The organism is Cellulomonas chitinilytica, from assembly GCF_016862675.1.
GTDB lineage: Bacteria > Actinomycetota > Actinomycetes > Actinomycetales > Cellulomonadaceae > Cellulomonas > Cellulomonas chitinilytica.
In genome coordinates, this window is the sequence record NZ_BONK01000003.1 from 261,863 (window position 1) to 287,442 (window position 25,580).

The 25,580-nt window shown below is 74.3% G+C and carries 24 protein-coding genes; 12 read left to right on the forward strand and 12 right to left on the reverse strand.

What is annotated here, in order from left to right:
• Positions 1-33 precede the first annotated feature (33 nt).
• Together uidB and uxaC are read left to right on the forward strand one after the other, a co-directional pair.
• Positions 34-1,458, forward strand: a complete 1,425-nt coding sequence (gene uidB / locus Cch01nite_RS05910; protein ID WP_203749817.1) for a glucuronide transporter — start codon at positions 34-36, stop codon at positions 1,456-1,458.
• Between the two features lie 3 nt (positions 1,459-1,461).
• Entirely contained in the window at positions 1,462-2,886 is a 1,425-nt protein-coding gene (uxaC, locus tag Cch01nite_RS05915; protein ID WP_239069944.1) for a glucuronate isomerase, read from the forward strand.
• Between the two features lie 57 nt (positions 2,887-2,943).
• On the opposite strand, the gene Cch01nite_RS05920 is transcribed toward uxaC, so the two are convergent.
• From Cch01nite_RS05920 to Cch01nite_RS22680, 4 genes are all read right to left on the reverse strand, one after another.
• Positions 2,944-3,156, reverse strand: a complete 213-nt coding sequence (locus tag Cch01nite_RS05920) for a hypothetical protein (RefSeq protein ID WP_203749820.1) — start codon at positions 3,154-3,156, stop codon at positions 2,944-2,946.
• A gap of 14 nt (positions 3,157-3,170) precedes the next feature.
• Positions 3,171-3,482 (reverse strand): hypothetical protein, encoded by a 312-nt coding sequence (locus Cch01nite_RS05925; protein ID WP_203749823.1) that lies wholly within the window; start codon positions 3,480-3,482, stop codon positions 3,171-3,173.
• Between the two features lie 207 nt (positions 3,483-3,689).
• Positions 3,690-5,618 (reverse strand): alpha-amylase family protein, encoded by a 1,929-nt coding sequence (locus tag Cch01nite_RS22675; protein WP_239069949.1) that lies wholly within the window; start codon positions 5,616-5,618, stop codon positions 3,690-3,692.
• Positions 5,615-8,890, reverse strand: a complete 3,276-nt coding sequence (locus Cch01nite_RS22680; protein ID WP_239069950.1) for a hypothetical protein — start codon at positions 8,888-8,890, stop codon at positions 5,615-5,617. The genes Cch01nite_RS22675 and Cch01nite_RS22680 overlap by 4 nt, the downstream gene beginning before the upstream one ends.
• A 152-nt stretch (positions 8,891-9,042) precedes the next feature.
• On the opposite strand from Cch01nite_RS22680, the gene Cch01nite_RS05935 reads away from it, so the two are divergent.
• Complete coding sequence (locus tag Cch01nite_RS05935; RefSeq protein ID WP_203749826.1) at positions 9,043-9,447, forward strand: DUF6855 family protein; 405 nt, start codon at positions 9,043-9,045, stop codon at positions 9,445-9,447.
• A 1-nt stretch (position 9,448) separates the two neighbouring features.
• Here the strand turns inward: Cch01nite_RS05935 and Cch01nite_RS05940 are convergent, their stop codons facing one another.
• From Cch01nite_RS05940 to gad, 7 genes are all read right to left on the reverse strand, one after another.
• Positions 9,449-10,372, reverse strand: coding sequence for a ferredoxin family protein (locus Cch01nite_RS05940; protein ID WP_203749829.1), 924 nt, complete (start codon positions 10,370-10,372; stop codon positions 9,449-9,451).
• Positions 10,373-10,441: 69 nt separating this feature from the next.
• Positions 10,442-11,692, reverse strand: coding sequence for a cupin domain-containing protein (locus Cch01nite_RS05945; RefSeq protein WP_203749832.1), 1,251 nt, complete (start codon positions 11,690-11,692; stop codon positions 10,442-10,444).
• Positions 11,689-11,940, reverse strand: coding sequence for a BatC protein (locus Cch01nite_RS05950; RefSeq protein WP_203749835.1), 252 nt, complete (start codon positions 11,938-11,940; stop codon positions 11,689-11,691). Before Cch01nite_RS05950 ends, Cch01nite_RS05945 begins: the two co-directional genes overlap by 4 nt.
• A gap of 123 nt (positions 11,941-12,063) precedes the next feature.
• Positions 12,064-12,477, reverse strand: coding sequence for a VOC family protein (locus Cch01nite_RS05955; protein WP_203749838.1), 414 nt, complete (start codon positions 12,475-12,477; stop codon positions 12,064-12,066).
• 43 nt (positions 12,478-12,520) lie between these two features.
• On the reverse strand, positions 12,521-13,891 hold the full coding sequence (locus Cch01nite_RS05960; RefSeq protein WP_373309809.1) for a DUF6421 family protein: 1,371 nt from the start codon (positions 13,889-13,891) through the stop codon (positions 12,521-12,523).
• Positions 13,892-14,508: 617 nt separating this feature from the next.
• Positions 14,509-15,372, reverse strand: coding sequence for a YrhK family protein (locus tag Cch01nite_RS05965; protein ID WP_203749842.1), 864 nt, complete (start codon positions 15,370-15,372; stop codon positions 14,509-14,511).
• A complete protein-coding gene (gad, locus tag Cch01nite_RS05970; protein WP_203749845.1) occupies positions 15,369-16,790 on the reverse strand; it encodes a glutamate decarboxylase in 1,422 nt (473 codons plus the stop codon). Before gad ends, Cch01nite_RS05965 begins: the two co-directional genes overlap by 4 nt.
• A gap of 214 nt (positions 16,791-17,004) precedes the next feature.
• Between gad and Cch01nite_RS05975 the strand changes: the two genes are divergently transcribed.
• Positions 17,005-18,495 (forward strand): SDR family NAD(P)-dependent oxidoreductase, encoded by a 1,491-nt coding sequence (locus Cch01nite_RS05975; protein WP_203749848.1) that lies wholly within the window; start codon positions 17,005-17,007, stop codon positions 18,493-18,495.
• A 45-nt stretch (positions 18,496-18,540) separates the two neighbouring features.
• The gene (locus Cch01nite_RS05980) at positions 18,541-19,332 is read left to right on the forward strand and encodes a transglutaminase-like domain-containing protein (RefSeq protein WP_203749851.1); all 792 of its coding nucleotides are present in this window, start codon (positions 18,541-18,543) and stop codon (positions 19,330-19,332) included.
• 10 nt (positions 19,333-19,342) lie between these two features.
• Here Cch01nite_RS05980 and Cch01nite_RS05985 read toward each other — a convergent pair whose 3' ends face one another.
• Positions 19,343-19,867 (reverse strand): MarR family winged helix-turn-helix transcriptional regulator, encoded by a 525-nt coding sequence (locus Cch01nite_RS05985; protein WP_239069952.1) that lies wholly within the window; start codon positions 19,865-19,867, stop codon positions 19,343-19,345.
• Between the two features lie 61 nt (positions 19,868-19,928).
• On the opposite strand from Cch01nite_RS05985, the gene idi reads away from it, so the two are divergent.
• The 7 genes from idi to Cch01nite_RS06020 are packed head-to-tail and all read left to right on the forward strand — an operon-like array spanning position 19,929 to position 25,571.
• Entirely contained in the window at positions 19,929-20,504 is a 576-nt protein-coding gene (gene idi, locus Cch01nite_RS05990; RefSeq protein ID WP_203749853.1) for an isopentenyl-diphosphate Delta-isomerase, read from the forward strand.
• Positions 20,501-21,535 (forward strand): polyprenyl synthetase family protein, encoded by a 1,035-nt coding sequence (locus Cch01nite_RS05995; protein WP_203749855.1) that lies wholly within the window; start codon positions 20,501-20,503, stop codon positions 21,533-21,535. The genes idi and Cch01nite_RS05995 overlap by 4 nt, the downstream gene beginning before the upstream one ends.
• Entirely contained in the window at positions 21,532-22,443 is a 912-nt protein-coding gene (locus tag Cch01nite_RS06000) for a phytoene/squalene synthase family protein (protein WP_203749857.1), read from the forward strand. Before Cch01nite_RS05995 ends, Cch01nite_RS06000 begins: the two co-directional genes overlap by 4 nt.
• Positions 22,440-24,032, forward strand: coding sequence for a phytoene desaturase family protein (gene crtI, locus Cch01nite_RS06005; protein ID WP_203749859.1), 1,593 nt, complete (start codon positions 22,440-22,442; stop codon positions 24,030-24,032). The genes Cch01nite_RS06000 and crtI overlap by 4 nt, the downstream gene beginning before the upstream one ends.
• Complete coding sequence (locus tag Cch01nite_RS06010; RefSeq protein ID WP_203749861.1) at positions 24,029-24,355, forward strand: lycopene cyclase domain-containing protein; 327 nt, start codon at positions 24,029-24,031, stop codon at positions 24,353-24,355. Before crtI ends, Cch01nite_RS06010 begins: the two co-directional genes overlap by 4 nt.
• Entirely contained in the window at positions 24,352-24,678 is a 327-nt protein-coding gene (locus Cch01nite_RS06015) for a lycopene cyclase domain-containing protein (protein WP_203749863.1), read from the forward strand. Before Cch01nite_RS06010 ends, Cch01nite_RS06015 begins: the two co-directional genes overlap by 4 nt.
• Complete coding sequence (locus Cch01nite_RS06020) at positions 24,675-25,571, forward strand: prenyltransferase (protein WP_203749866.1); 897 nt, start codon at positions 24,675-24,677, stop codon at positions 25,569-25,571. Before Cch01nite_RS06015 ends, Cch01nite_RS06020 begins: the two co-directional genes overlap by 4 nt.
• Positions 25,572-25,580 lie beyond the last annotated feature (9 nt).

A 25,580-nucleotide genomic window follows, 5' to 3' on the forward strand; every position in this document is an offset into this window, starting at 1 on the left:
GCCGCCGCCGCCGCACCCGACCGAGGAGCCGAGATGACCAGCACCGTCGCTGTCCCTGCCGTCCTTGCCGCACCCGAGACGCCCGCACCCGAGACGCCCGCACCTGGGGCGGCCGCGCCGAAGCTCCGCTTCCGCTCGTACCTCGGGTACGCCGCCGGGGACGCGGGCAACAACCTGGCGTTCTCGATGACGTCGATGTTCCTGCTGCTCTACTACACCGACGTCGTCGGCATCTCGGCCGCCGCCGCGGGGACCCTGTTCCTCGTCGTGCGGGTCTGGGACGCGTTCGCGGACATCTGGGCCGGCCGGCAGGTCGACAAGACGATGACGCGGTGGGGCAAGTTCCGGCCGTTCTTCCTGTTCGGCTCGTTGCCGCTGCTGCTGCTGTCGGTGGCGACGTTCACGGTCCCGGGCGGGCTGGGCGGCACGGGCAAGCTCATCTACGCGTACCTCACGTACGCGCTGCTGGGCCTGGCGTACAGCCTCGTGAACATCCCGTACGGGTCGCTGGCGTCCGCGATGACGCAGGAGCCCGTCGAGCGGGCTCGCCTGGCGAGCTTCCGGTCGATGGGCACCGCGGCGACGATCATCGCGCTCGCGTTCATCGTCGCGCCGCAGATCAAGAGCTCGGACAACCTGCAGCAGTCGCTCACGCTCACCACACTGCTGTTCGTCGTCTTCGGGTTCGGCCTCTACATGCTGCTGTTCTCCACGTCGAAGGAGCGCGTGGTCCGGACCGTCGCGCACGTGAGCCTCAAGCAGAGCCTGGCCACGCTCAAGGGCAACCGGCCGCTGCTCATGCTGTGCCTGTCCGCCCTGTCGTTCCTGGTCGGCATGTTCACGCTGCAGACCGTGCAGGCGTACTACGCCCGCGACGTGCTCGGCGACGCGAACTACTTCATCGTCCTGACCCTCGTGAGCACCGGCGTGATGTTCGTGGTCGCCGGGTTCATCCCCCGGATCGTGCGGGCCGTCGGCAAGAAGCCCGCCTACCTGGCGAGCAGCGTCGTCGCGATCGTCGCCGCCGTCGGCATCGCGCTGACGCCGTCGACGCTGCCGGGGCTCGCCATCGCGTTCTTCGGCCTCTACGGGGTCGGGCTCGCGGCGGTCAACACCCTGATGTGGGCGCTGGAAGCCGACACCGTCGAGTACGGCGAGTGGCGGACCGGGGTGCGCACCGAGGGCACCACGTACGCCGTGTTCTCGTTCACCCGCAAGGTCGGGCAGGCCGTCGGCGGCGCGGCCGCGGCGTTCGGGCTCGGCATCGTCGGGTACGTCGCGCACCAGGACGTGCAGAGCCAGGCGACCCAGGACGGCATCCGGTACATCGCGGGCTTCGTCCCGGCGGCGTTCATCCTCGTCGGGGTCGTGATCATGGTGTTCTACCCGCTCACCGAGACCCGCTTCCGGGCCATGGTGGCCGACGTCGCCGCCCGCCGCGCCGCGCAGGAGGGCTGAGACGTGCCGACGCTCACCGCCCAGGCGCTGCGCCTGCACCCCGACCGGCTGCTGCCGTCGGCGCCCGAGGTGCGCTCGATCGCCCGACGCCTGTACGACGAGGTCCGCGACCTGCCGATCCTGTCGCCGCACGGCCACGTCGAGGCGCAGCTGCTCCTCGACGACCGGCCGTTCCCCGACCCGACGACGCTGCTGGTCACGCCCGACCACTACGTCACCCGGCTCCTGCACGCGTCGGGAGTCCCGCTCGAGCGGCTCGGCGTCGGACAGGGACCGCTGTCCCCCGACGCGGCCCGCTCGGCGTGGCGGCTGCTGTGCGAGCACTGGGACGTCTACCGCGGGACACCCGTGCGGTACTGGCTGGAGAGCACGCTCGTCGACGTCTTCGGCGTCGCGCTGCGGCCGAGCGCGGCCACGGCCGACGACCTGTTCGACACGGTCCGCGACCGGCTCGCCGAGCCGGGGTTCCGTCCGCGAGCGCTGTTCGACCGGTTCCGGATCGAGGTCCTCGCGACGACGGACGACCCGGCCGACGACCTCGCGGCCCACGCGGCGCTGCGTGACGACCCGACGTTCACCGGGCGGGTCGTGCCGACGTTCCGGCCCGACCGGTACCTGGAGGCCGGGCGCCCGCAGTGGGCCCGCGACGTGCTGCACCTGGGTGCGGTGGCCGGGGTCGACACCGGGTCGTACGCCGGGTGGGTCGCCGCGATGGAGGACCGCCGCGCGTGGTTCCGGGCGCACGGCGGGGTCTCCACCGACCACAGCCACGAGGACGTCGGGACCGAGCCGCTCGACGCCTCGGACGCCGAGCGGCTCTACTCGGCCGCGCTCGCGGGCGTCGCGACCCCGTCCGGGACGACGGCGCTGCGCCGGCACATGCTGCTGGAGATGGCGCGCATGGCGACGGAGGACGGCCTGACGATGACGCTCCACCCGGGGGTGCGCCGCGGCCACCACGGTCCGACGGCCGCGCGGTTCGGGCCGGACACCGGGCACGACCTGCCGCTGCCCGGTGCGTTCACCGACGCGCTGCGCCCGCTGCTCGACCGGTTCGGCACCCACCCGAACCTCAGGCTCGTGCTGTTCACGCTCGACGAGTCCGTCTTCTCCCGCGAGCTCGCGCCGCTGGCCGGGTTCTACCCGTCGGTGTACGTCGGGGCGCCGTGGTGGTTCCTGGACGCCCCCGACGCGATCCGCCGGTGGCGCTCGGCCGTCACGGAGACGGCCGGCCTGTCCCGGACCAGCGGGTTCATCGACGACACCCGGGCGCTGTGCTCGATCCCCGCGCGGCACGACATGGCCAGGCGCCTCGACGCCGGCTACCTCGCCGGGCTCGTGGCCGACCACCGCCTCGACGAGGACGAGGCCGCCGAGGCGGTGGTCGACCTGGTCCGCGGGCGGCCGCGCGAGGTCTTCGGGTTGTGAGCGTGCGCGGTCGAGCCCCCACCGGCCGGGGAGGCGGGCCGGTGGGGGCTCGGTCGCTCACGTCGCGGTGCCGAGCGTGCCGCCCGGTCTGACGACCAGTGCGGCCACGGCCCGGGCGACCGCCCGTTCCGCGTCCGGTCCCGACAGCTTCGGGAAGCTCGCGGGCAGGTCGACCTCCGCGACCCGTTCGTCGTCCTCGGCCGCCAGGTGGCCGCCGAGCCCGACGGAGGTGATCTTGCCGTCCTGCGTGTACGTCACGTGCGCCTTCATGGGTCTGCTCCGTCCTACGGCTCGACGATCGCGAGGTTGAGGTACCAGATGAACGGTGCGTCGGGGCCGACGCTCTCGACCTCCACGCGGACCGTCGGGTCGTCGTTGGTGGCGGCGTTCGGGATCTTCGACCTGATCGCGATCGACGTGACCTTGAGCTGGCGGTCCTCGTTCGACGCGTCGAACGGCGTGGCCGACGCGGTGACGCTCGTCTCCGAGAGCGTCCCGTGCGCGGGCAGGTGGATCTTCTTGGTCTTCGTGGTGCCGGCGGTGAAGCCGGACGAGTCGAAGAACTCGAAGTGGACGTGGTCGACGGTGGCGGTCATCGGTGCCCCCTGCGGTGCGGGGCCCCGACGTCGTCGGGACGGTGCTGGTGCTGCCTCATGGTGTGCCCCCTTGTGCGGTGCGGGCCGCTGGTCGGCCCGATGGGTCGACGGTAGGGAGCAAGGGTCGCTGTCCGGCAGCGGGGAAACCCCGGTCCGAGCCCCAGTCGTGACCGTCACCTCTCAGCGGCTGCTACGCCTCGGCCGCCGTCACGGCTCGGCGGCCGTCAGCCACACCGCGCGCCACGGTGCGAGCCACACCTGGTCGTCGTCCCCGGGCGTGACGCGCTCGCCGCTCAGCGCGTCGACCGCCGCCTCGAGCCCCTGTTCACGCAGCCGCCAGCCGGTGACCGGCCGCCACTGGCCGGTCACGTTGTACGCCGCGAGCATCGTTCCCCGTGGGTGCCGGCGTGCCACCAGGAGGACACCCGGGTCGTCGGGCCCGAGCACGTCGGGCCGGACGGAGGCGTGCAGGTGCGGCAGGTCGGCGCGGGTCCGGGCGAGGTGTCGCAGGCCGCCCAGGACCCGCCCCTCCACGGTCGACGGGTCCTGGGCGCGCGCGAGCGCCGCGAGGTCCAGCGGCGGCCGGTGCGCCCACCGGTTGTCGTCGGCGTGCGCCGGGTCGTCGGCCCAGTCGGGGTCGTTCGGCAGGGCGACCTCGTCGCCCGACCACAGCACGGGGATGCCGCCCCAGCCCATGACGACGGCGTGCGCGAGCAGCACGCGCGCGACGGCCGCGTCGACCGCGTCGGCGTCACCTGCGTCCCGGGCCGCCTCGAGCCCGGCGAGGCTCGCCGTGGTCCCGCTGATCCGCCGGTCGCCCGTCGCGGGGTTGTGCTGGAAGACGAGCCCCCGCGCGTCCGACCCGGGGAACGCGCCGGAGTACCAGTCGGACAGGAACGCCCGGTGCGCGTGCCCGGACAGCCCGACGGCCGCCGCGTCACCGTCGTCGACGGCCCAGCCGATGTCGTCGTGGCAGCGGACGTACGTCACCCACGCCGTCGTCGACGGCACCGGGGGCAGCGCCCGCAGCGCGTGGGACGCGAGCCGCACGTCCTTCGCCGCGAGCATCGACCACACGTGCACCATGAGCGCGTTGTGGTAGGCCAGGTCGCTGACCTTCCCGTGCCGGGCGCCCGCGCCGAGGTAGTGCACGAGGTCCGCCGGCCCGACGATGGCCTCGGCCTTGAACAGCACCCCGGGGCACGCGATCCGGGCGAGCGCCCGCAGCGCCTGCGTGATGGCGTGCACCTCCGGCTCGTTCTGGCAGGACGTGCCCATCCGTTTCCAGAGGAACGCGATCGCGTCGAGCCGCAGCACCTCGACGCCCTGGTTGGCGAGGAACAGCACGACGCGCGCGAGCTCGGCGAACACCCGGGGGTTCGCCCAGCTCAGGTCCCACTGCCAGGAGTTGAACGTCGTCCAGACCCACCCGTGCAGGTCGTCGTCCCACGTGAAGCTGCCGGGCGCGAAGTCGGGGAACACCTCCGGGAGCGTCCGCTCGTACTGGTCCGGCACGGTGCGGTCCGGGAACACGAGGAAGTAGTCCCGGTGCTGGGCGCTGCCCTCGCGGGCCGCCTGCGCCCACGGGTGCTCACGGGCGACGTGGTTGAGCACGAGGTCCAGCACCAGGCTGATGCCCGCGCGCCGCAGCCGGGTGGCGAGGTCGCGCAGGTCGTCCATCGTGCCGAGGTCCGCACGGACCGCCCGGTAGTCGGCGACCGCGTAGCCGCCGTCGTTGTCGCCCTCCCGCGGGCGCAGCAGCGGCATGAGGTGCAGGTAGGTGACGCCGAGCTCGCGCAGGTAGCCGATCCCCTCGGCGACGCCCGCGAGGTCGCCCCCGAACCGGTCGGCGTACGTCGCGTACCCGAGCATCCCGGGGCGCTGGAACCAGTCGGGGGCGAGCGTGCGCTCCTGGTCGAGCCGGTGCAGCTCGGGGTCACGCTCCACGTAGGCCTGCGCGGCGGCGTCGACGAGGTCCACGAGCAGGCCCCCGGCATCCGGGTAGACGGTTCCGATGCCGTCGCTCAGGTCCTCCCACCAGCGCTCGAGGCGAAGCTCGAACAGGTCGCGGCGGTCCGGCGTGACCTCGGCGAGCCGTCGTCGCGCGGCTGCCCGGACGTCCGCCGGGACGGTCACGCCCGGGCCCTCCGCGCGCGCCGCGTCACGACCATCCCCACGCCGATCAGCAGCGCGGTGAGGGCCAGCACACCACCCGCGAGCGCATCCGAACCGGTCGCGGCGAGGGTCAGGCCGCCGGCCGCGACGTCGTCGCCGGTGCCCGGGTCCGGCACCACGGGCCCGACGGGCGGGGGTGGCGGCGGGGGAAGCGCCTCGAACGTGTTCGTCACCGTGCACGTCACCTCGGTGTCGCCCGGCATCGCGAGGAAGTCGCCGAGCAGCGTCCCACCGTCGCACGTCCAGCCTCCGCTGCGGTAGCCCGCGGGTCCGGTCGACTCGGCGAGCCGGTAGCCACCCGCCACGACGAACGCCGCGGTGACCGCGGTGGAGCCCGACGTGCCGCTGGCCTGCGAGACGCTGCCGGCCGCCGACAGGGTCCAGTCGGTCGCGGACGCGGTGCCGCCGTCCACCACCTTCGCGAGCGTGAGGAGCGAGCCGTGCCACTCGTTCGTGACCGCGCAGGTCACCTCGTCGTTCGCTGCCACCGTGACCTGGTCGCCGGCGACGGGGTGCTCCGGCCCGCAGTCCCACCCGACCTGCGTGTAGCCCTGGGCTGCGGTGGGCGTGCGCGCGACCTCGGTGAGCGTCACCACCCCCGGGCCGACGACCCCCGTGGCCCCCGGGGTGCCGGACACGCCCGAGAACCCGCCGATCGCGCTCGCACCGACGAGCGTCCAGTCCGTCGCGGCGGCGGGACCGCCGGCGACGTTCTTGGTGAGCGTGACCTGTGCGCGGGTCCACCGGTTGTGGACCGTGCACGTCACGTCGTCGCCCAGACCGAGGGTGACCTCTCCTGCCGCGGACACCCCGACGGCCACGCCCGCGGCGGACACGCAGCTCCAGCCGTCGGAGACGTACAGCGGGGGGCCGAGCTCGAGCAGCGAGTACGTCCCTGCGCGCACCGGGACGTCGGTGACCGGGGCGGTCCCGGTGGACCCGACGAGCAGGTCGCCGGCCCCGATGCCGAGCAGGGTCCACGCCGTCGGGGCGGCCTGGCCGCCGCCGGTGTTGTCGACGGTCTTGCGCAGGGTCAGCAACGGCGCCCGGGCGGTGTTGGTCACGGTGCAGACGACGTCCTCGGTGAAGGGCGACCCGTCGGGTGCGGTCACCGGGATCGTCACGGTGCTGCCGACGGTGGGCAACGCCGTGGCACCCGCGCGGCACACCCAGGGGGACGTGTCGTAGCCGGGGGTCGTGGTGGGCTGCTCGCTGAGCGCGTACGTGCCCGGCACGACGGCCGCGAGCGTCACCGACGGGTCGCCGGTCAGTCCGGAGATCGTGAGCGGGCCTGCGGCCGCCAGCAGCCACGTCGAGGCGGGCAGGGTGCCTCCGGCGCCGTTGTCCACGACCTTGGTCAGCGTCAGGTGGGGTTGCGTCGCGGTGTTCACGACGGTGCACACGACGTCCTGCCCCGCGCCGACGGTGACGACGGACGCGACCACGGGCGCGACGCCGCAGTCCCAGTCCGAGGCGGTGTAGCCGGCGACGACCGACTCCGACAGCGTGAAGTCGCCGGGCGGCACCGGGACGGCGGTCACGGGCACCGAGCCGCTGGTCCCCTGCACGGTCGCGTCGGCGGACTGCGCCGTCAGGGTCCAGGACGCGGGCGAGGCGGAGCTGCCCTCGACGTCCTTCACGAGCGTCAGGGTCCCGCCGGTCCAGGTGTTCGTGACCGTGCACGTCACGTCCACGGGGTCGAGGATCGCGACCGCGTCGTCGACCGCCGTGGCGCCCGTGCACGACCACGGTCCCGGGGTGTAGCCGGGGACCGGGTCCTCCGCGAGCGCCCACGTCTGGCCGGTCTCGATCGCGACCTGGGTGACCTCGGGAGACCCGGAGGTCCCGCTCATCACGACACCCGGGCTCACCGCGTGCAGCGTGAAGTCCTCCGGGGCGGCCGTCCCGCCGACCACCTGCTTGACGAGCGTGAGGCTGGCCCGCTCGATCGTGTTCGTGACCGTGCACGTGATGTCGGCGCCCGGCGTGACCGCGACCGTCGTCGGACCGGTGCCGCCGGCCGTGCACGTCCACGGGGACGCGGTGTAGTTGCTCGGCCCGACCTCCCCGAGCGTGTAGGTCCCCGCGGGGACGGCGACATGGGTGACCGCCGGCTCGCCGGAGCGGCCCGTCAGACCCGCCCCTCCGGGTTCGGCGGCGGTCAGGACCCACGCCGCCGGGATCAGGGTCCCGCCGACGACCTCCTTGACGAGCGTGAGGTACCCGCCGGTCCACGTGTTCGTGATCCGGCAGGTCACGTCCCCGTCGGCGTCGGTCAGCGTGAGCGTGTCGCCGACGACCGTCCCGGCGGAGCACGTCCACGGCCCGGCCGTGTAGCCGGCGTCCGCGGGCGGGTTCAGCGCGCTCTCGGCGAGCGTGTACGTGCCGGACTCCACGGGGACGTCGGTCACGTTCGGCGACCCGGACACGCCCTGCGCCGTCCCGCCGGGGCCGGTGCCGGTCAGCAGGAAGTCGGTCGGCTGAGCCGGGCCGCCGACGACGTCCTTGGCCAGCGTGAGCAGGTGCGCCGTGGTCTGCTCGCGCGTGTTCGTGACGGTGCACACGACGTCCTGCTCGAGGGCGACGACGACCGACGTGCCCGAGACCTGCTGCCCGCCGGTGCACACCCAGTCGCTCGGCGCGTACCCGTCGGGACCGCCCTGCTCGGACAGCTGGTACTGGCCGATCCTCACCGGCACGCGCACGCCGTCCGTGCCGGTGACGTTCGTCGGGCCCTGCGCCTGCAGCTGCCAGCTCGACGGTGCCGCGGGGCCGCCCACGACCGCCTTGCGCAGCGTGAGGAACGACTGCTGCGCGTCGTTGCGCACGGTGCACGTCACCGAGCCGCCTGCGGGGACGGTCACGACGGGCGTGGGCGACGTGAACGTCCCCGCACCGCCGCAGTCCCAGCTCACGAACGCGTACCCCGGCACGCCGCCGGACTCGCTGATCGTGTAGGCGCCCGCGGGCACCACGGTCGACTGGACACCGTTCAGCCCGTTCCCCTGGAACGTGTACGTGGCGTCCTCGGTGTTCACCGCGGTCATCGTCCACAGCTCTCGGCGGCCCTCGCTGGCCCCGGTGTCGAGGTTCTCGATCCGCTTGAACAGCGAGAGCGTGCCGGTGACGGCCGGGTCGACCTGGGCGACGGCCGGCGCGGCGCCGACCGTCGTGAACGTCGACAGGACCGCGACGACGAGCCCGAGACCGGCAGGACGCAGAAGATGGCGCACGGGTCTCCCTGTCGCGACCGCCGCCCGGCCGGCCCGAGACGGTCCGTCCTGACATTCCAGGTGGTGTCCGCGACGGCCGCAACCGGGCCCGCGCCGCGAGGGCGTGGGGGTGCCACGATGGGCTCGCGCAGGTCGACGCGAAGGAGCGGACGATGGTCGCCGGGACGAAGGACGACCCGTGGGTGCTCACGACGGCACCGGGGACGTCGCAGTACACGATGCACCGGGACGAGGCTGCCGACCCGCCCGTCTGGGTGTGCCAGGTCGGCTCCACCACGCTGCGGTACCGGCTGCGCGCCGTCGAGGACCTGCACGCGTGGCTCGTCGAGCGGGGCGACTGGGTGCCGCTGGGCGCCGCCGACGAGAAGAAGCCCGCGGCCGACGGCACCGTCGAGTCCTGGGGGCGCTCGCCGGACAACCCGGTCGGCGGGTGGTACGGGCTCCGGTCGGGCTACCGCGGGCGGTTCGGGATGTACCTGCCGCCGCTGCTCGAGGCGATGGGGCTCGTCGAGCTCACGCACGACGCGCGCAACAACCAGGTCCGGGCGCTGCCGTAGCTCACCCGGGCAGCGGCCCGGGAGTCGCGAGCGAGCGGAGCACGAACTGGCGCACGCGCACGGTGTGCGTCGCGCCGCAGGTGCTGAGCATCGGCTCCGACAGCTCGGCGCCGAGCTCGACGACGAGCCGGTCCGGCCCGTGGTCGAGCACGACGGTCCACCCGCCGTCGTGCTCGGTGTGCGCGACCGTGGTGAACGCGCCGATCCGGTCGTCCTGCGTCAGGTCGCGCGCGAACGCGTGCGCCGCCTGCTCGACGTTGGACAGGGACGCCCTGCCGCGGAACGTCCCGACGTCGACCCGCCCGGCGCGGTACCGCTCGACGAGCCGGGTCGCGTCGCCCTCCTCGACCCGCCCGAACAGGAGCGCCTCCGGGAACACGACCATCGTCGCGGCGAACCGGTCGCCACCCAGGTGCGAGCACTCCCACGTCAGCTCCGGGTAGGCCGCCGCGAGCGTCTCCACCACGGGTCGGCCCCGCACCGCGCAGCACTGGTCGTGCCGGGCGTGCGTGCAGACGCACAGCACCGGCTCGGACGACGGCACGCCCGCGGAGCCGTCGAGGGGGACGTCCAGCAGCGCGACCGGGTTGTCGACGCTCCCCCACCGGACCTCCTCGTGCCCCGGGCGGGCGTCGACGAACGCCCAGGACCAGGTCTGCTGGGCGCGCCGCACGTCGGCGCGCAGGCCGGTGCGCCGGATCGCGAGGGTCCGGATCCCGGCGCGTTCGACGCGGGACACGAGCCGGTCCGCGAGGTCGGCGTCGAGGGTCGAGTCGAGGAACGCGTGCTTGCCCCACGCGCCGTCGACCTCGACGAGCAGCCAACGCTCACCCCGGCCCGCGGTGCCGCGCAACGGGTCGCCGCGCTCGAGCGACAGGTCGCTGCACGGGCGCCAGCCGGCCGGCCGCCGGCTCGTTCCGGTCATCTCCTCGGCCCGTCCGTCCCTGTCCCGTCCCGCCTGTCCCGTCCCGCCTGTCCCGCCTCGTCCTGCGCGTCAGCGCACCACGAGGACGCCCTCGCGCACGAGCCTGCGCGCGACGACGACCGCGGACTGCGGGTCGAGCCCGGGCAGGTCACCGACGCGCAGCGGGTCACCCGCGAGCAGGGCCTCCAGCGCGGGGTGCGCGGCGACGGGCAGGGTGATCGCGGTGCGAGGCATCGCCAGGACGACGCGCGGACCCTCGACCGTCAGGCGTGCGTGCAGGCCGCCGCGGAGCACAACGACGTCGTCGGCACCGAACCGGGCCAGCGCGTCGACGGTCGCCAGCGGCCGGACCGGTGCGGCGGGGACGTCACGCGCGAAGCGGGCGGCGAGCGCGCCCCGGACACCCTCGAGGGTCGCCGGGTCGGACTGCGCCTTCTCGAGCGCGGTGACCAGCTCGGCGACGGTCCGCTCGACGAGCGGCGTCGCCGTCGCGGGGTCCGTCAGGTCGAGGCCGAACGGGAGCGAGGCACGCAGGTCCGGGTCCGCGGCGAGCAGGGTGAGCACCTCCTGGGCGACGTCGTACCGCGTGTACGCGGACACCCCGATCGTCAGGTGCACCGAGATGCCGCCGAGCGCGGTCGCCGAGTGGACCCACCCCCGCGGCAGGTACAGCGCGTCGCCGGGCCGGAACGTCGCGTCGACGACCGGTTGCCCGGCCGCGCGCTCGACGACGGCGTCACGGTGGTCGGACCACGGCTGCGACCGCAGCGGGTCCGGGTGGACGGGAGCGTGGATCGTCCAGTGCTTCTCCCCGTGGACCTGCAGCACGAACACGTCGTGCACGTCGTAGTGGGGGTCGAAGCCGCGCGACTGCGCGGGCGTGACGTACGCGTTGACCTGGCACGGGTGGCCGAGCTCCGCGGCGAGCTCCCGGGTGAGCTCGGCGATCGGCTCCCACGTGCGGTGCAGACCCTGGAGCACGAGGGTGGCGCCGTCGGCGACCTCCCGGAGCACCTTCGCGGAGCTCACCTGGTCACCGACCTCCGCGCCGTACCCGCCGGGGGCCGTGAAGCGGTCGGCGGCCAGGACCTCGCCGTCCTTCGCCATGCGGACGAACGGCGTGCGCAGGGCACGCCCCGACAGGAGCTCGTCGACCGCGTCCAGCGAGAACAGGTCGGCGAAGCCGGCACCGAGGTCGGCGGCACGTGACAGCAGCGGCGCGCGACCCCAGTGCTCGCGGGCGAACGTCCCGTGGTCGACAGCGACGCAGCGTGCGAGCGCGGGCCGGTCCGTGGACCGGCCCGCACCGTCGGTGCTCAAGCGGACCCGTCGGCGCCGCCGTCGTGACCGGCCGGGTTCGCTCCCCCGTCGGCCGGTCCTTCACCGGCGGACCCGTCGGCGCCGCCGTCGTGACCGGCCGGGTTCGCCCCGCCGTCCGCGGGACCCTCGCCCGCCGCCGCGCCGTCCGCGCCGCCGTCGTGGCCGCCCGGGTTGGCACCGCCGTCCGCGACCCCCTCACCGCCGGGGACGTCGCTCGTGGTGATGTCGTCGTCGTTGATCGAGCCCATCGGAACCTCCGTAGCCGGTGTCCGCGGCGGTCGCCGCCCGGACTCAACCTACGCGCGGCTCCGGGCGCGGCAACCCCTGCGACCGACCGTCCCGGGTCCTGGTCGCGGTGGTGCGGCCGCAGGTCAGCCGGGTGCGGGGTGCGCGGCGAGCGGGGAGCGGTCGCCGACGAGCCACTTGTGGCCGAACGGGTCGTCGAACGCGCCCTGCCGGTGCGGGCCCCACGGCATCTGGTGGTCCCGGACGGGGTCGACGGTCCCGTCGGCCCCGGCGGCGACCGCACGGGCGACGAAGGCGTCGGGGTCGTCGACGAACACCTCGACGCGCACGGTCCGGGTCCCCGCGTCGGCGGGGGTGGCCCAGCCGTTCGACGCGGGCTCGCCGAGGAAGAACGGGGCGCCGCCGATGCTGAGTCCCACCACGCCGCCGAGGTCCCAGAGCACGCGCGCGCCGAGCGCCTCGCAGTACCAGCGGGCGGCCGCGTCGGCGTCGCTCACGGCGAGCATCACGGACACGACGGGGACGTCGGGTGCGGCCATGCCTCCTACCGTGGCACGACGTCGTGGCCGTGACGAGGGTTCGTCAGGCGGTGATGCCCGAGGTCGACGCGACGACGTCGCCGATCTTGCGGGCGAGCGCCTCGTAGAACATCGACAGCGGGAACTCGTCGGGCAGCACCGCGTCGGTGAGGTCCTTGGGCAGCCCGTCGACGGGGAGCGCGGCCGTGCCCCCTGCCCACACGGACGCCGGGTGCGGGGTGAGCGTGCCGGAGACGAGCTCGTAGGCGGCGAGCCAGTGCGCGGTCTTGGGCCGGTCGATCGAGCGCCAGTACAGCTGCTCGATCTGCTCGCCGAGCGCGATGACGGCGTCCGGCACACGCGGCCAGTCGACGGTCAGCCGGGAGTCCGTCCAGTCCAGGACGTGGTGCTGGTGCAGCGACGCGAACAGCAGCTGCCCGCCCAGGCCGTCGTAGTTGCGGACGCGGGTGCCGGTGACGGGGAACCGGAAGATGCGGTCGAACAGCACGGCGTACTGCACGTACCGGGCGTGCGGGACGCCGTCGCGCTCGAGCGCGACGGCGTGCCGGAACGCGGTGAGGTCGCAGCGGAGCTCTTCGAGCGAGTAGAGGAAGTACGGCATCCGCTGCTTGATCATGAACGGGTCGAATGGCAGGTCGCCGCGCATGTGGGTGCGGTCGTGGACGAGGTCCCACAGCACGAACGTCTCCTCGGCGAGCCGCTGGTCGTCGAGGAGCCGGGCGGCGTCGGGCGGGAGGGCGAGCCGCGTCGTCTCCGCGGCCGCGCGCACGACCCGGCGGAACCGGGCGGCCTCCCGGTCGGCGAAGATCGCTCCCCACGTGAACACGGGGATCTCGCGCACCGCGACGGTCTCCGGGAACAGCACCGCGGAGTTGGTGTCGTAGCCGGCGGTGAAGTCGAGGAACCGGACCGGCACGAACATCGCGTTCGAGAACCGGGTCGCCTCGAGGTGCGCGACGACGTCGGGCCAGCGGACCTCGAGCAGGACGGCCTCGAACCGGCGGTCGGTGCTGCCGTTCTGCGTGTACATCGGGAACAGCACGAGGTGGCGCAGGCCGTCGACGCGGAGCCGTTCGGGGTGGAACAGGACGAGCGAGTCGAGGAAGTCCGGCACGCCGAACCCGTCGTCCACCCACCGGGCGAGGTCCTTGGTGACCGCGGCGAGGTAGTCCTCGTCGTGCGGGACGAACGGCACGAGGGTCGACACGGCGGCGGCGATGGCGGCGGCCAGCCGGCGGGCCTCCGGGTGCGCGTCGGTGTCCGGGATGGAGCCGTCCTTGACCTGCAGGGCGCGCAGCGCACCGACGTCGTCCCGCAGCCGCAGCCAGGCCGGGTGCGACGCGAGGTCCGCCCTCGCGTCGGCCGCGGCGGAGGGCTCGACCGTCAGGGGCCGGTGGGCCGCCGCGGCGAGCACGGCGTCGAGCAGCACCTCGACCGCGGCCGGCTCCTGGTCGAGGTCCGCCGACACGACCACGACCGGTCCTGCGCCGTCGGCAGCGCTGTCGCACAGCGCGACGACGACCGGGCCCGTGGCGCCCTCGGCGTCGGTGTCGCGCAGCACCCGGACCGCGGCACGGGCGGTGTCCGGGTCGAGGGTCAGGGTCGCGGGGACGTCCACGCGCAGGTCGGACGTCCAGGCGAGCAGGTCCGGGTCGACGGGCGCGCCGGCGAGCGGGACGGGGCGGCCGAGCGTGACGCGTCCGGGCCCGGTGTCCTGCACGGTGACGCCCCGGGTGTGCAGCAGCGTCACGACCTCGGGCGACGGGTGCGCGCCGGTGAGCACGACGGTCGCGCGTGCGGTCCCGGCGGGGACGGCGCCAGCGGTGACGACCTCGACGTCCGGGTCGTCGTCCGCCCCGACGACGGCGACGCCGTGCCGTTCGAGGTGCGCCCGTGAGGCAGGGGGCAGGGCGCCGGTCAGGACCACGGTCGGGAAGAGCGTCATCAGCGATCTCACCATTCGGACGGCAGCGTTACTGCACGGTACGTGGCGGCCCGGAGGCGGTCAACGGTCCGGACGGCCGCCCCCTTTCAGGCCTCGGCCCGGTCCCGCGCCGACTCCACGGGCAGCAGCGCCGCCCCCACGAGGAACCCGACCGCCCCGAGGAACGTGCCCGCGTTCACCAGCGCCACGTTCGCGAGCTCCCCCGTCGAGCGCAGGTAGCGCGCCCCGACGGCGGCCGCTCCGAACAGGACCGACCCCGCGAGGTTCACCCCGGCGACCCACCACCCCACCGACCGGTCCGGCCGCGGCAGCACCCCCCGGTTGACCTCCGAGTACGCCAGCCAGCTCGCCACGAGGAAGCACACCGACCCCAGCACGTCCGGCGCCCACACGAGGTGCCGCTCCTGGCTCACCGCGAGGTCGGCGCGGGTCGCGGCGAACGTGCTGATGTTGAAGAACACGGTCCCGACGAGCTGGATCGTCGCCGCCCACGCGTCGATGCGGCGCGGGTGCCAGTGCAGCAGCGAGGCCAGCCTGCGCGGTCGGCGCTGCACGGTGACCACGTCCGCCGGCGCGTGCACCGCCTCGTCGTACTGCAGGTAGGCGGCACTCGTGAAGAAGATCGACCCGACGAAGAACGTCCACCCCACCGCCCGCTCCGGGACGGCGTCGAAGAACAGCGGCAGCGACCCGAGCGCGAAGCACACCGACCCGATCGCGAACAGGGACCCGATCCACCAGCTCGACGCCGACGCCCGCCCACGCGCACGGGCGGCGCCGGGCGCGCGCAGCCCGAGGCCCTTGCGGTGCCGCCGGGAGGTCCACTCGACCTGCACCCCGTCTGGCCGCTCCAGCACGGCGTGCGTGACGAACGGCCCGGGCCCGCGCGTCCGGACCGCCGTCCACCCCGCCGGCAGGTCGGGCAGCGGCCCCAGGTCGGGCGTGGTCACCGCCCGAGACCGGTGCGGGCCTTGCTGTGCGCGGCGGCCTTGTCCGGCGCCGTCCACACGTCGGGCTTCTTCGACGCCCGCAGCACCGGCTGCTCGGCCACGAGCGCGTCCCACGCGTGGTCGATGTCGCGCAGCAGCAGGTCGATCATCGGCCGGCTGAGGTCCAGGCGGACGACGATCCGCATGAGGTGCACGTCGTCGGCGTCCGGCGGCAGGCTGTACGCGGGCACGATCCACCCGTCCTCGCGCAGCCGCGCGGACAGGTGGTAGACGTCGAAGCCGGGGTCGTCCTTCATGCGGAACGTGACGACCGGCTCCGCGAGGCCCGGGTTGAGGATCTCGAAGCGCCCGGACGCCGCGAGGGCCTCGTTGAGGTGGCGGGCGTTGGCGATCATCGTCTCGACGATGGCGGTGTAACCGTCGCGACCCAGCCGCAGGAAGTTGTACATCTGCGCCTGGATCATGGCCGACCCGCGCGAGAAGTTGAACGTGTACGTCGGCTGCGCGCCGCCGAGGTAGTTGACGCTGAACACGAGGTCCTCGGGCAGCTTGGACGCGTCGCGGAACACCAGCCACCCGACCCCGGGGTACACGAGCCCGTACTTGTGCCCCGACGCGTTGATGGACGCGACCTGGGACAGGCGGAAGTCCCAGCGCAGGTCCGGCTCGGCGAACGGGGCGACGAACGCGCCGCTCGCACCGTCGACGTGCAGCGGGACGTCCCACCCCTTCTCGGCCTTGATGCGCACCAGGAGGTCGTTGATCTCCTCGATCGGGTCGGCCTCACCGATGTGGGTGGTGCCGAGCACGGCGCCCACCGCGATGGTGTTCTCGTCGACCTGTGCCTCGACGTCGTCCGCACCCAGCACGAAACGGTCCGGCTTCATCGGGATCTTGCGCATCTCGACGTCGAAGTAGTTCGCGAACTTGTCCCACACCACGTGCGTCTCGGCACCGAAGACCACGTTGGGCCGGTCCGTCGGCAGCCCTTGCGCCGCCCGGCGGTCCCGCCAGGCACGCTTGTGCGCGAGCAGGCCGAGCATGATCGCCTCCGACGACCCGATCGTCGCCACACCCACCACGGCCGCGGGGTCGGGCGCGTGGAAGAGGTCGCCGAGCATGTGCACGCACGCCTCCTCGACGAGCGACGCGGCGGGGTACTCCTCGTGGTCGATGTGGTTCTTGCGCAGCGAGTCGTGGATGAGCGCCTCGGCCTGCGGCTCCATCCACGTCGTGACGAACGACGCGAGGTTGAGCGTCTCGCGCCCGTCGAGCATCAGGCCGGTGTGCAACAGCTCGTAGGTCTCGTCGGGACTGAGCCCGTGCTCCGGGAACACCGTCCGGTCGAAGTGCTGGCGGAAGCTCGCCCGGCCGTGGATCGGCCCGAACGGGTTCGTGCTGTCTGGCGTCTCGCTCACCGTGGCTCCTCCGTCCGTCCGTCGGGGGCCGGCCTGCTGCCGTCTCCGGCGGGGCTCGCGCTCCCGAACGTAGCAACTCGTGACGAACCTGACATGCCGGACGATGGTCCCCCTCAGGCGCTGGTGCCGGGCCGGTAGGATCGACGGGCCTGCGCGCCCGGCTCCCGTGCCCGTCTGCTCGTCGGCTCCCCCGACGACGACCGAGGACACCACCATGACCGCGCCCAGCCCCGCCCTCTCGACGGACAGCCTCGCCGCCGTCCCCGACGGCGTCGACCCGGCCGACCTGGACGTCTTCCTGCGCGTCGCGGACCAGATCAGCCGCCTGCCGTCCGACCACCCGCACCTCGCCCTGGGCCGCCGTGCGACGTCCGCCCTGTTCAAGGCCGCCAAGAAGCAGCGCCGCGCCGAGCGCCGGGACGCGATCAGCGCCGCCGACCGGGCCGTGATCCACGCGACCGCGACGGGCAGCCCGGGCCGCATCGACGACGAGACGAAGGGCATCCCGCTCGTCTCGTCGGCGCAGGGCGCCACGGCCGGGACGCTGCTCAAGGCCCGCCCGTGCTACATCTGCAAGGAGCCGTACGTCGAGGTCGACGCGTTCTACCACCAGCTCTGCCCGGCGTGCGCGGCCCTGAACCACGCGAAGCGGGACGCCCGCACGGACCTCACCGGCAAGCGCGCGCTGCTCACGGGCGGGCGCGCCAAGATCGGCATGTACATCGCGCTGCGCCTGCTGCGCGATGGTGCCGCCACCACGATCACCACCCGGTTCCCCCGCGACGCCGCCCGCCGGTTCGCCGCGATGCCGGACAGCGCCGACTGGCTCGACCGCCTCTCCATCGTGGGCATCGACCTGCGCGACCCCGCCCAGGTCGTCGCGCTCGCCGACACCGTCGCGGCGCAGGGTCCGCTCGACATCCTCATCAACAACGCCGCGCAGACGGTGCGCCGCTCCCCCGGCGCCTACTCCAAGCTCGTCGACGCCGAGCTCGAGCCGCTGCCCGGCGGCCCGCTGCCCGAGATCACGACGTTCGGGCGGACCAGCGCTGCGCACCCCGCCGCGCTCGCGGGCTCGGTCACCGAGCTCACGAGCCCGTCCCTCGGCCTGACCCGCGAGGCGGGGGTCGCCGAGCTGGCCCTGACCGCCGAGGCGGCGTCGCTGAGCCGCCTGGTGGCCGGCACCGCGATCGACGCGGGCGGGCTCGTGCCGGACGTCGCCGAGACGAACAGCTGGGTCGCCACGGTCGACGAGGTCGACCCGATGGAGCTGCTCGAGGTCCAGCTCTGCAACCAGACCGCGCCGTTCATCCTGGTCAGCCGCCTGCGCCACGCGATGCGCGCGACCGCGGCCGGGCGTGCCTACGTCGTCAACGTGTCCGCCATGGAGGGGGTGTTCTCCCGCGGCTACAAGGGCCCCGGCCACCCGCACACCAACATGGCGAAGGCCGCGCTCAACATGCTCACCCGCACGAGCGCCACCGAGCTCGCGGAGGACGGCATCCTCATGACGAGCGTCGACACGGGCTGGATCACCGACGAGCGCCCGCACCCCACGAAGGTCCGGCTCGCGGAGGAGGGCTTCCACGCACCCCTCGACCTCGTCGACGGCGCCGCCCGCGTGTACGACCCGATCGTGCGCGGCGAGGCCGGCGAGCCGCTGTTCGGGTGCTTCCTCAAGGACTACGTGCGCTCGTCCTGGTGAGCCCGTCGCCGGGCGGTCCGACCCTGCGTCCAGCACGATGAGCGCGTGCAACGCGACCTGTCGGCCCATCTGAGCCTCGACGTCACGTCCTCCGTCACCCTGGCGTTCGAGCTCGCCGTCTCGGCCCAGCTCGCGGCCGACGAGGACCTCTCGGTCACGCTCGACGGCCGCGCCGTCGAGGTGAGCGAGCTCGCCGACCTGCACGGCACCCGGGTGCACGTGGTCCGCGCCGACCCCGGGCGGCTCGTGCTCGACTACCGGGCGTCCGTCCGCGGTCGCGCGCCCGGGGTGGGTGCGCAGGACGTCGACCTGCTGCGCTACCTGCGTCCCAGCCGGTACTGCGAGTCGGACACGCTGGGCCCGACGGCGCACGCGGAGTTCGCGGGGCTGCACGGCGTGGACCTGCTCGCGGCGGTCAGCTCGTGGGTCGGGTCGCGGCTGTCGTACGTGCCCGGGTCGAGCCAGCCGACCGACGGGGCGGTCAGCACGCTGCTGGACCGCCGTGGCGTCTGCCGCGACTACGCGCACCTCGTCGTCGCGCTGCTGCGGGCGCTGGACGTGCCCGCCCGCCTCGTCTCCGTGTACGCGCCGGGCCTCGCGCCGATGGACTTCCACGCCGTCGCCGAGGCGTTCGTCGACGGCCGCTGGTGCGTCGTGGACGCGACGACGCTCGCGCCGCGGTCGACGCTCGTGCGCATCGCGACCGGTCGGGACGCGTCCGACACGGCCTTCCTCAACGTGCACCACGGGTACGCGCGGCTCGACGAGCTCGTCGTGACGGCGGTCGCCGACACGCTGCCGGACGACGACGTGCGCGAGCTCGTCGAGCTCGGCTGAGGGCGGCGAGTCAGCGCGCCGGGCCTGGGGTCAGCGGTGCGACCGTCCCCTCGGTGTCGAGCTGTGCGGCCATCGCCCGCAGGAAGTCCCGCACGTGCGGTCGTGCGTCGGGCGGGACGTCACGGACGATCGCCGCCATCGCGGCGTGCATCCGTTCCAGGCGCTCGCGGATCTCCTGGTGGGCGTGCGGCGTGCTGGACACGACGACGGAGCGGCGGTCGGTGGGGTGCACGCCACGCACGAGGTGGCCGGACGCGGTGAGACGGTCGAGCAGCTTGGTGGTGGAGGCGGTGGAGATGCGCAGGTGCGCGGCGATGTCGCGCGGGTGCGCCTGGCCGCCGCGGGACTCGGTGGCGATGACGAGCTGCAGGGCCTGCAGGTCGGTCTCGTTCATGTCCATGCCGGCGCTGAGACGACGGCGCATCTCCTGGTCCGCGCGCCGGAACCGGCGGACGGCCTCGAGGACCTCGACGACGGACGGATCGTCGGCGTACCAGTAGTGCGCCGCGTGAGGTGTCGCCGGGTCGTCTGCCACGCGGTAATGCTAGCCGGAGAGACAACTAGCCTGTCTAGCAATCGTGCCCTACGGTGTCTCCATGGCGCCCGAGCACGTGACCACCGAGCAGGACCCCGACGACCTCGTCGTCCTGCTCGACGACCAGGGCCGGCCCTGCGGCACCGCGCCGCGCCCCACGGTCCACACCACCACGACGCCCCTGCACCTCGCCTTCTCGTGCTACCTCTTCTCCGCCGCCGGGCAGCTGCTCGTCACCCGTCGGGCGCTGAGCAAGGCCACCTGGCCGGGCGTCTGGACCAACTCGTTCTGCGGGCACCCGCGCCCGGGCGAGGACCTGACCGACGCGATCGCCCGGCACGCACGGCACGAGCTCGGCCTGCGCGTCGACGACGTCGAGGTGCTGCTCCCCGACTTCCGGTACCGCGCGACGGACGCCGGCGGGGTCGTCGAGAACGAGGTCTGCCCCGTGTGGTTCGCCACCACCGACGCCGAGCCCACGCCGAACCCCGACGAGGTCGCCGAGGTCCGCTGGGTCGAGACCGTCGACCTCGGACGGGCCGTGGCCGCGACACCGTGGGCGTTCAGCCCGTGGATGGTCGAGCAGGTGCGCGGCCTCGCCGAGATCGGCGCACCCGGACTGACCCGACCGTCATGACGGCACAGGTGCTCGACCGCCAGACCTTCCCCGCGTTCTTCGCCGCGGGGGCCGCCGGCGCGGCCGACGCCGAGTCCCGCGCGCTGTGGGACGCGATGGCGGGCGCATCCGCCGGTGGCAAGCGGCTGCGGCCCACCCTCCTGCTGGCCACCTACGACGCGCTCGGCGGGACCCGCGCCGACGTCGCCCGGCACGTCGCCGACGCCGTCGAGCTCCTGCACACTGCCTTCGTCATGCACGACGACGTCATCGACCACGACCTGCACCGCCGCGGCCGGCCCAACGTCTCCGGCGCCTTCGAGGCACGCGGCCGGGCGGCGGGCGCGTCCGCCCCCCGTGCCCACCGGTACGGCCAGGCCGCCGGCATCCTGGCCGGCGACCTCGCGCTCGTCGGGGCCGCTCGGCTGATCGCGACCACCGACACGGACCGTGGGACGGTCGCCCGGCTGCTGGCCCTGCTCGACGAGACAGTCCGCGTGACCGCCGGCGGCGAGCTCGGCGACGTCCGGCTCGGGCTCGGCGTCGACGACCCGTCGCTCGCGGAGGTCCTCACGGTCGAGGAGCACAAGACGGCCGTGTACTCGTTCTCGCTGCCGATGCAGGCCGGTGCGGTCCTCGCGGACGCCCCCGCCGACCTGCTCCCCCGGCTCGACCGGCTCGGGCGCCTCCTCGGCATCGCGTTCCAGCTCCAGGACGACCTGCTCGGCACGTTCGGCGACGAGGCCGTGACCGGCAAGAGCACGCTGTCCGACCTCCGCGAGGGCACCGTCACCGCCCTCGTCGCGCACGCGCGCACGACCGCGGCCTGGCCCGTCGTCGCGCTGCACCTCGGCGACCCCGACCTGACCGCGGCCGCCGCCGACGACGTGCGCGACGCCCTCACCCGCTCGGGGTCGCGGCAGGCCGTCGAGGACCTCGTCGCGCAGCACGTCCGCGAGGCCCGGCTCGTCGCGCGGGACACCGGGCCCGTCGCGGGCGTCGTCGAACGGCTCACCGCCGACCTGCTCGCACCCGTGGGGAGGACGCCATGAGCACGGTCGCCTCCTCGTCGGACCTGTACGACGCGACCGCCCGGGCCAGCGCGACGTGCGTGATCTCGCAGTACTCGACGTCGTTCGCCCGCGCGTGCCGCCTGCTCGACGAGCCGGTCCGCGGCCACGTCCGCGACGTGTACGGCCTCGTCCGGCTCGCCGACGAGCTCGTCGACGCGCCCTCGCTGCCCCTGACCCGTGACGAGCGGGCCGCGCTGCTCGACGACCTCCAGGCCGAGACCGCACGCGCCACGGCCCGGGGCTTCTCCACCAACCTCGTCGTGCACGCGTTCGCCCTCACCGCGCGCGAGTGCGGGATCGGGCCCGACCTGGTCGACCCGTTCTTCGCGTCCATGCGCACCGACCTCGTCCGGTCCACGCACGACGAGCGGACGTTCGCGACGTACGTGCACGGGTCGGCCGAGGTCGTCGGTCTCATGTGCCTGCGCATCTTCCTCGCGTCCGAGCCCGGCACGGCGGCCGAGCGCGACGCGCGCTACGCGGACCTCGCGGACGGCGCACGGCGTCTCGGCGCGGCGTTCCAGAAGGTCAACTTCCTGCGCGACCTCGCCGCGGACCGGGACGACCTGGGGCGCGCGTACTTCCCCGGGCTCGGCCCGGGCAGCCTCACCGACGCACGTCGGGACGCGCTGCTGGACGACGTCGACGCCGACCTCGCCGCCGCCGCGCGGGCGATCGACGCGCTCCCGCCGTCCAGCCGGCGCGGGGTCCGCGCGGCCCACGACCTGTTCGCCGCGCTCTCCCGGCGCCTGCGCGCCACGCCCGCGACGACCATCGAGCACCGCCGGGTGCGCGTCCCGGGCCCCGTGAAGGCGCTCGTGGTCGGGCGCATCCTCCTCGGGCAGGTGACCGAGCGACTCCTGCCCACCCGGACGGCTCGGCCGTGAGGCGCGGGACCGGCACGCGCGCCGTCGTCGTCGGCGCCGGGGTGGCCGGCCTGGCGACGGCCGCCCTGCTCGCCCGGGACGGCTACGACGTGCAGGTGCTCGAGCAGCGCGCCGAGGTCGGCGGGCGGGCCGGGACCTGGGACTGCGCCGGGTTCCGCTTCGACACCGGACCGTCGTGGTACCTCATGCCCGAGGTCTTCGAGCACTTCTTCGCCCTGCTCGGCACCAGCGCCGACGCCGAGCTCGACCTGGTGCGCCTCGACCCCGCCTACCGCGCCTGGTTCGCGAGCGGCGCCGAGCCGCTCGAGCTGCACTCCGACGCCGACCGTTCCGTGGAGCTGTTCGAGGCGGTCGAACCCGGCGCCGGCGCGCGGCTGCGCCGGTACCTCGAGTCCGCGCGGATCACCACCGAGGTGGCCCTGGAGCACCTCCTGTACTCGACGTTCCAGTCGCTGCCCCGGCTCCTGTCGCCCGCGCTCCTGCGCCGGGCGGGTCGCCTGCTGCCGCTCGTCCTGCAGTCGCTCGACGGGTACGTGGCGCACCGGTTCCGGGACGAGCGGCTGCGCCGCGTGCTCGGCTACCCGGCCGTGTTCCTCGGCACGGCACCTGACCGGGCGCCCGCGCTCTACCACCTCATGAGCCACGCCGACCTGGCCGACGGCGTCCTGTACCCGCGTGGCGGCTTCGGCACCCTCGTCGACGCGCTGCGGCGGCTCGCCGAGCGCGAGGGTGCATCGGTCCGGACCGGCGCCCGGGTCGTGGGCATCCTGACCACGACGGCGCCCACGCCCCAGGTGAGCGGCGTGCAGGTCGTCGACGACGACGGCCACGAGCACGTGGTCGACGCGGACGTCGTCGTCGGCGCGGGCGACCTGCACCACCTCGAGACGGCGCTGCTGCCCCCGGACCTGCGCACCTACCCGGAACGGTGGTGGGCGAACCGCGACCCCGGCCCCGGTGCGGTCCTCGTCCACCTGGGCGTCCGCGGTCGTGTCCCCGAGCTCACCCACCACACCCTGGTCTTCGCCGCCGACTGGCGGGCCAACGTGGACGCGGTGTTCGGCCCGGGCCGGCGCGTGCCCGACGAGGCGTCCATGTACGTGTGCGCCCCGTCGCGCACCGACCCCACCGTGGCGCCGCCCGACAGCGAGAACCTGTTCCTCCTGGTGCCCGTGCCGGCCGACGTCACGCTGGGCGGCGGCGGCGACCCCGTCGTCGAGCAGGTCGCGGACGCCGCGATCGACCTGCTCGCGCGCGTCGTCGGCATCCCCGACCTCGCCGAACGTGTCGTCGTGCGCCGCACCGTGGGCCCGGCGGACTTCGCCCGCGACCTGTCGTCCTGGTCGGGCGGCGCCCTCGGCCCCGCCCACGTGCTGCGCCAGAGCGCCTGGTGGCGCGGCCGCAACGCGTCCTCGAAGGTGCAGGGCCTGCTCTACGCCGGGGGCTCGACGATCCCCGGGGTCGGCCTGCCGATGTGCCTGATCAGCGCCGAGCTCGCGGTCAAGCGGCTGCGCGGCGACCGCTCGTCCGGGCCGCTCCCCGCACCGCTGGCCCCCACCCGCCCGGCGCCCGTCCGGGGGTCCCGATGAGGGGCTGGTACCTGGCGGCGCTGCTGGTGTCCCTGGCCGGCGTGGTGCTGCTCGACGCCCGGCACCGGCTGTTCGTCTGGGACAGCCCGCGCCGCGCGCTCACGGTCCTCGCCGTCGGCGTGACGCTGTTCCTGTGCTGGGACGCGGTCACGATCTCCCACGGCGCCGTCGCGCGGGGGCACGGCCGGGCCCTGCTGGGCGTCGAGGTCGCACCGCACCTGCCCGTCGAGGAGCTCGTGTTCGTGACGTTCCTCTCCTACCTGACGATGGTCGTGTTCACCGCCGCGCACCGGCTCGTCACCGCACGTCGGGCGAGCTCGTGACGTACGTGCAGCCCGGCCTCGTCGTCCTCGCCGCCGCCGCCGTGCTGGCCGTCGTCGGCGCCCGCGCGGCGCGCCTGCGGGGGACGCCGTTCGGCGTGCCGGTCGTCGTCACGCTCGCCGTGCTGGTCGTGCTCACGGTCGTGTTCGACAGCGTGATGATCGGCGCCGACCTCTTCCGGTACGACCCCGCGACGCTGCTCGGTGCCCAGGTGTGGCGCGCCCCCGTCGAGGACCTCGCGTGGCCCGTCGCTGCCGCGCTCGCCCTGCCGTCCGTCTGGGTGCTGCTCACCCCGGTGCGGGTCCGCGAGAAGGTCGACGCGTGACGACCGCGACCACCGCGCGACCCGGACCGCTCGCCGGGCTCGGCCAGGTGCTGCTCGCGTCGCGACCGCTGAGCTGGATCAACACCGCCTATCCGTTCGCCGTCGCGTACCTGCTCGCCGGGGGCGAGCCCGGCTGGCTGCTCGCCGTCGGCACGCTGTACTTCCTCGTCCCGTACAACCTGCTGATGTACGGCCTGAACGACGTGTTCGACTACGCGTCCGACCTCGCCAACCCGCGCAAGGGCGGCATCGAGGGGGCCGTCCTGGACGACCGGTGGCACCGCGCGACCCTGTGGTCCGCGGTGGCGTCGAACGTGCCGTTCCTCGTCGTCCTGCTCGCCGCGGGCGGGCTCGCGTCGGGTGCCGTGCTCGCCGTGAGCGTGTTCGCCGTGGTCGCGTACTCCGCCCCCGGGCTGCGGTTCAAGGAGCGTCCGTTCCTCGACTCGGTCACGTCGAGCACACACTTCGTGAGTCCCGCCGTGCTCGGGATCGCCCTGGCCGGTGGCCGGTTCACCGCGCCCGTCGTCGCGACGCTGGCGGCGTTCTTCCTGTGGGGCGCCGCGTCGCACGCGTTCGGCGCCGTCCAGGACATCACGGCCGACCGCGGCGCGGGGATCGCGTCGATCGCGACCGCGCTGGGTGCTCGGCGCACCGTCCGCCTCGCGATGGGCGGGTACGCGGTGTCGGCCGTCCTCATGCTCACCGCGGGACCACCCGCCGCGCTCGCCGCCGTGGTGCCGCTCCCCTACCTGGCCTCGGTGGCGCCCTACCGGCACCTCGACGACACCGACTGCGAGCAGGCCCACCGCGGGTGGCGCCGGTTCCTCTGGCTCAACCTCGCCACCGGGTTCCTGCTCACGCAAGCCCTGATCGTCGCCGCGCTGCGCACGTGACGAACCAGC

What these genes read in the sequence shown, in the direction of transcription:
- uidB (WP_203749817.1), top strand. Translation starts at nt 34, where the DNA reads ATGACCAGCACCGTCGCTGTCCCTGCCGTCCTTGCCGCACCCGAGACG.
- Cch01nite_RS05920 (WP_203749820.1), bottom strand. Translation starts at nt 3,156, where the DNA reads ATGAAGGCGCACGTGACGTACACGCAGGACGGCAAGATCACCTCCGTC.
- Cch01nite_RS05925 (WP_203749823.1), bottom strand. Translation starts at nt 3,482, where the DNA reads ATGACCGCCACCGTCGACCACGTCCACTTCGAGTTCTTCGACTCGTCC.
- Cch01nite_RS05935 (WP_203749826.1), top strand. Translation starts at nt 9,043, where the DNA reads ATGGTCGCCGGGACGAAGGACGACCCGTGGGTGCTCACGACGGCACCG.
- Cch01nite_RS05940 (WP_203749829.1), bottom strand. Translation starts at nt 10,372, where the DNA reads ATGACCGGAACGAGCCGGCGGCCGGCCGGCTGGCGCCCGTGCAGCGAC.
- Cch01nite_RS05950 (WP_203749835.1), bottom strand. Translation starts at nt 11,940, where the DNA reads ATGGGCTCGATCAACGACGACGACATCACCACGAGCGACGTCCCCGGC.
- Cch01nite_RS05955 (WP_203749838.1), bottom strand. Translation starts at nt 12,477, where the DNA reads ATGGCCGCACCCGACGTCCCCGTCGTGTCCGTGATGCTCGCCGTGAGC.
- Cch01nite_RS05975 (WP_203749848.1), top strand. Translation starts at nt 17,005, where the DNA reads ATGACCGCGCCCAGCCCCGCCCTCTCGACGGACAGCCTCGCCGCCGTC.
- idi (WP_203749853.1), top strand. Translation starts at nt 19,929, where the DNA reads ATGGCGCCCGAGCACGTGACCACCGAGCAGGACCCCGACGACCTCGTC.
- Cch01nite_RS05995 (WP_203749855.1), top strand. Translation starts at nt 20,501, where the DNA reads ATGACGGCACAGGTGCTCGACCGCCAGACCTTCCCCGCGTTCTTCGCC.
- Cch01nite_RS06000 (WP_203749857.1), top strand. Translation starts at nt 21,532, where the DNA reads ATGAGCACGGTCGCCTCCTCGTCGGACCTGTACGACGCGACCGCCCGG.
- Cch01nite_RS06010 (WP_203749861.1), top strand. Translation starts at nt 24,029, where the DNA reads ATGAGGGGCTGGTACCTGGCGGCGCTGCTGGTGTCCCTGGCCGGCGTG.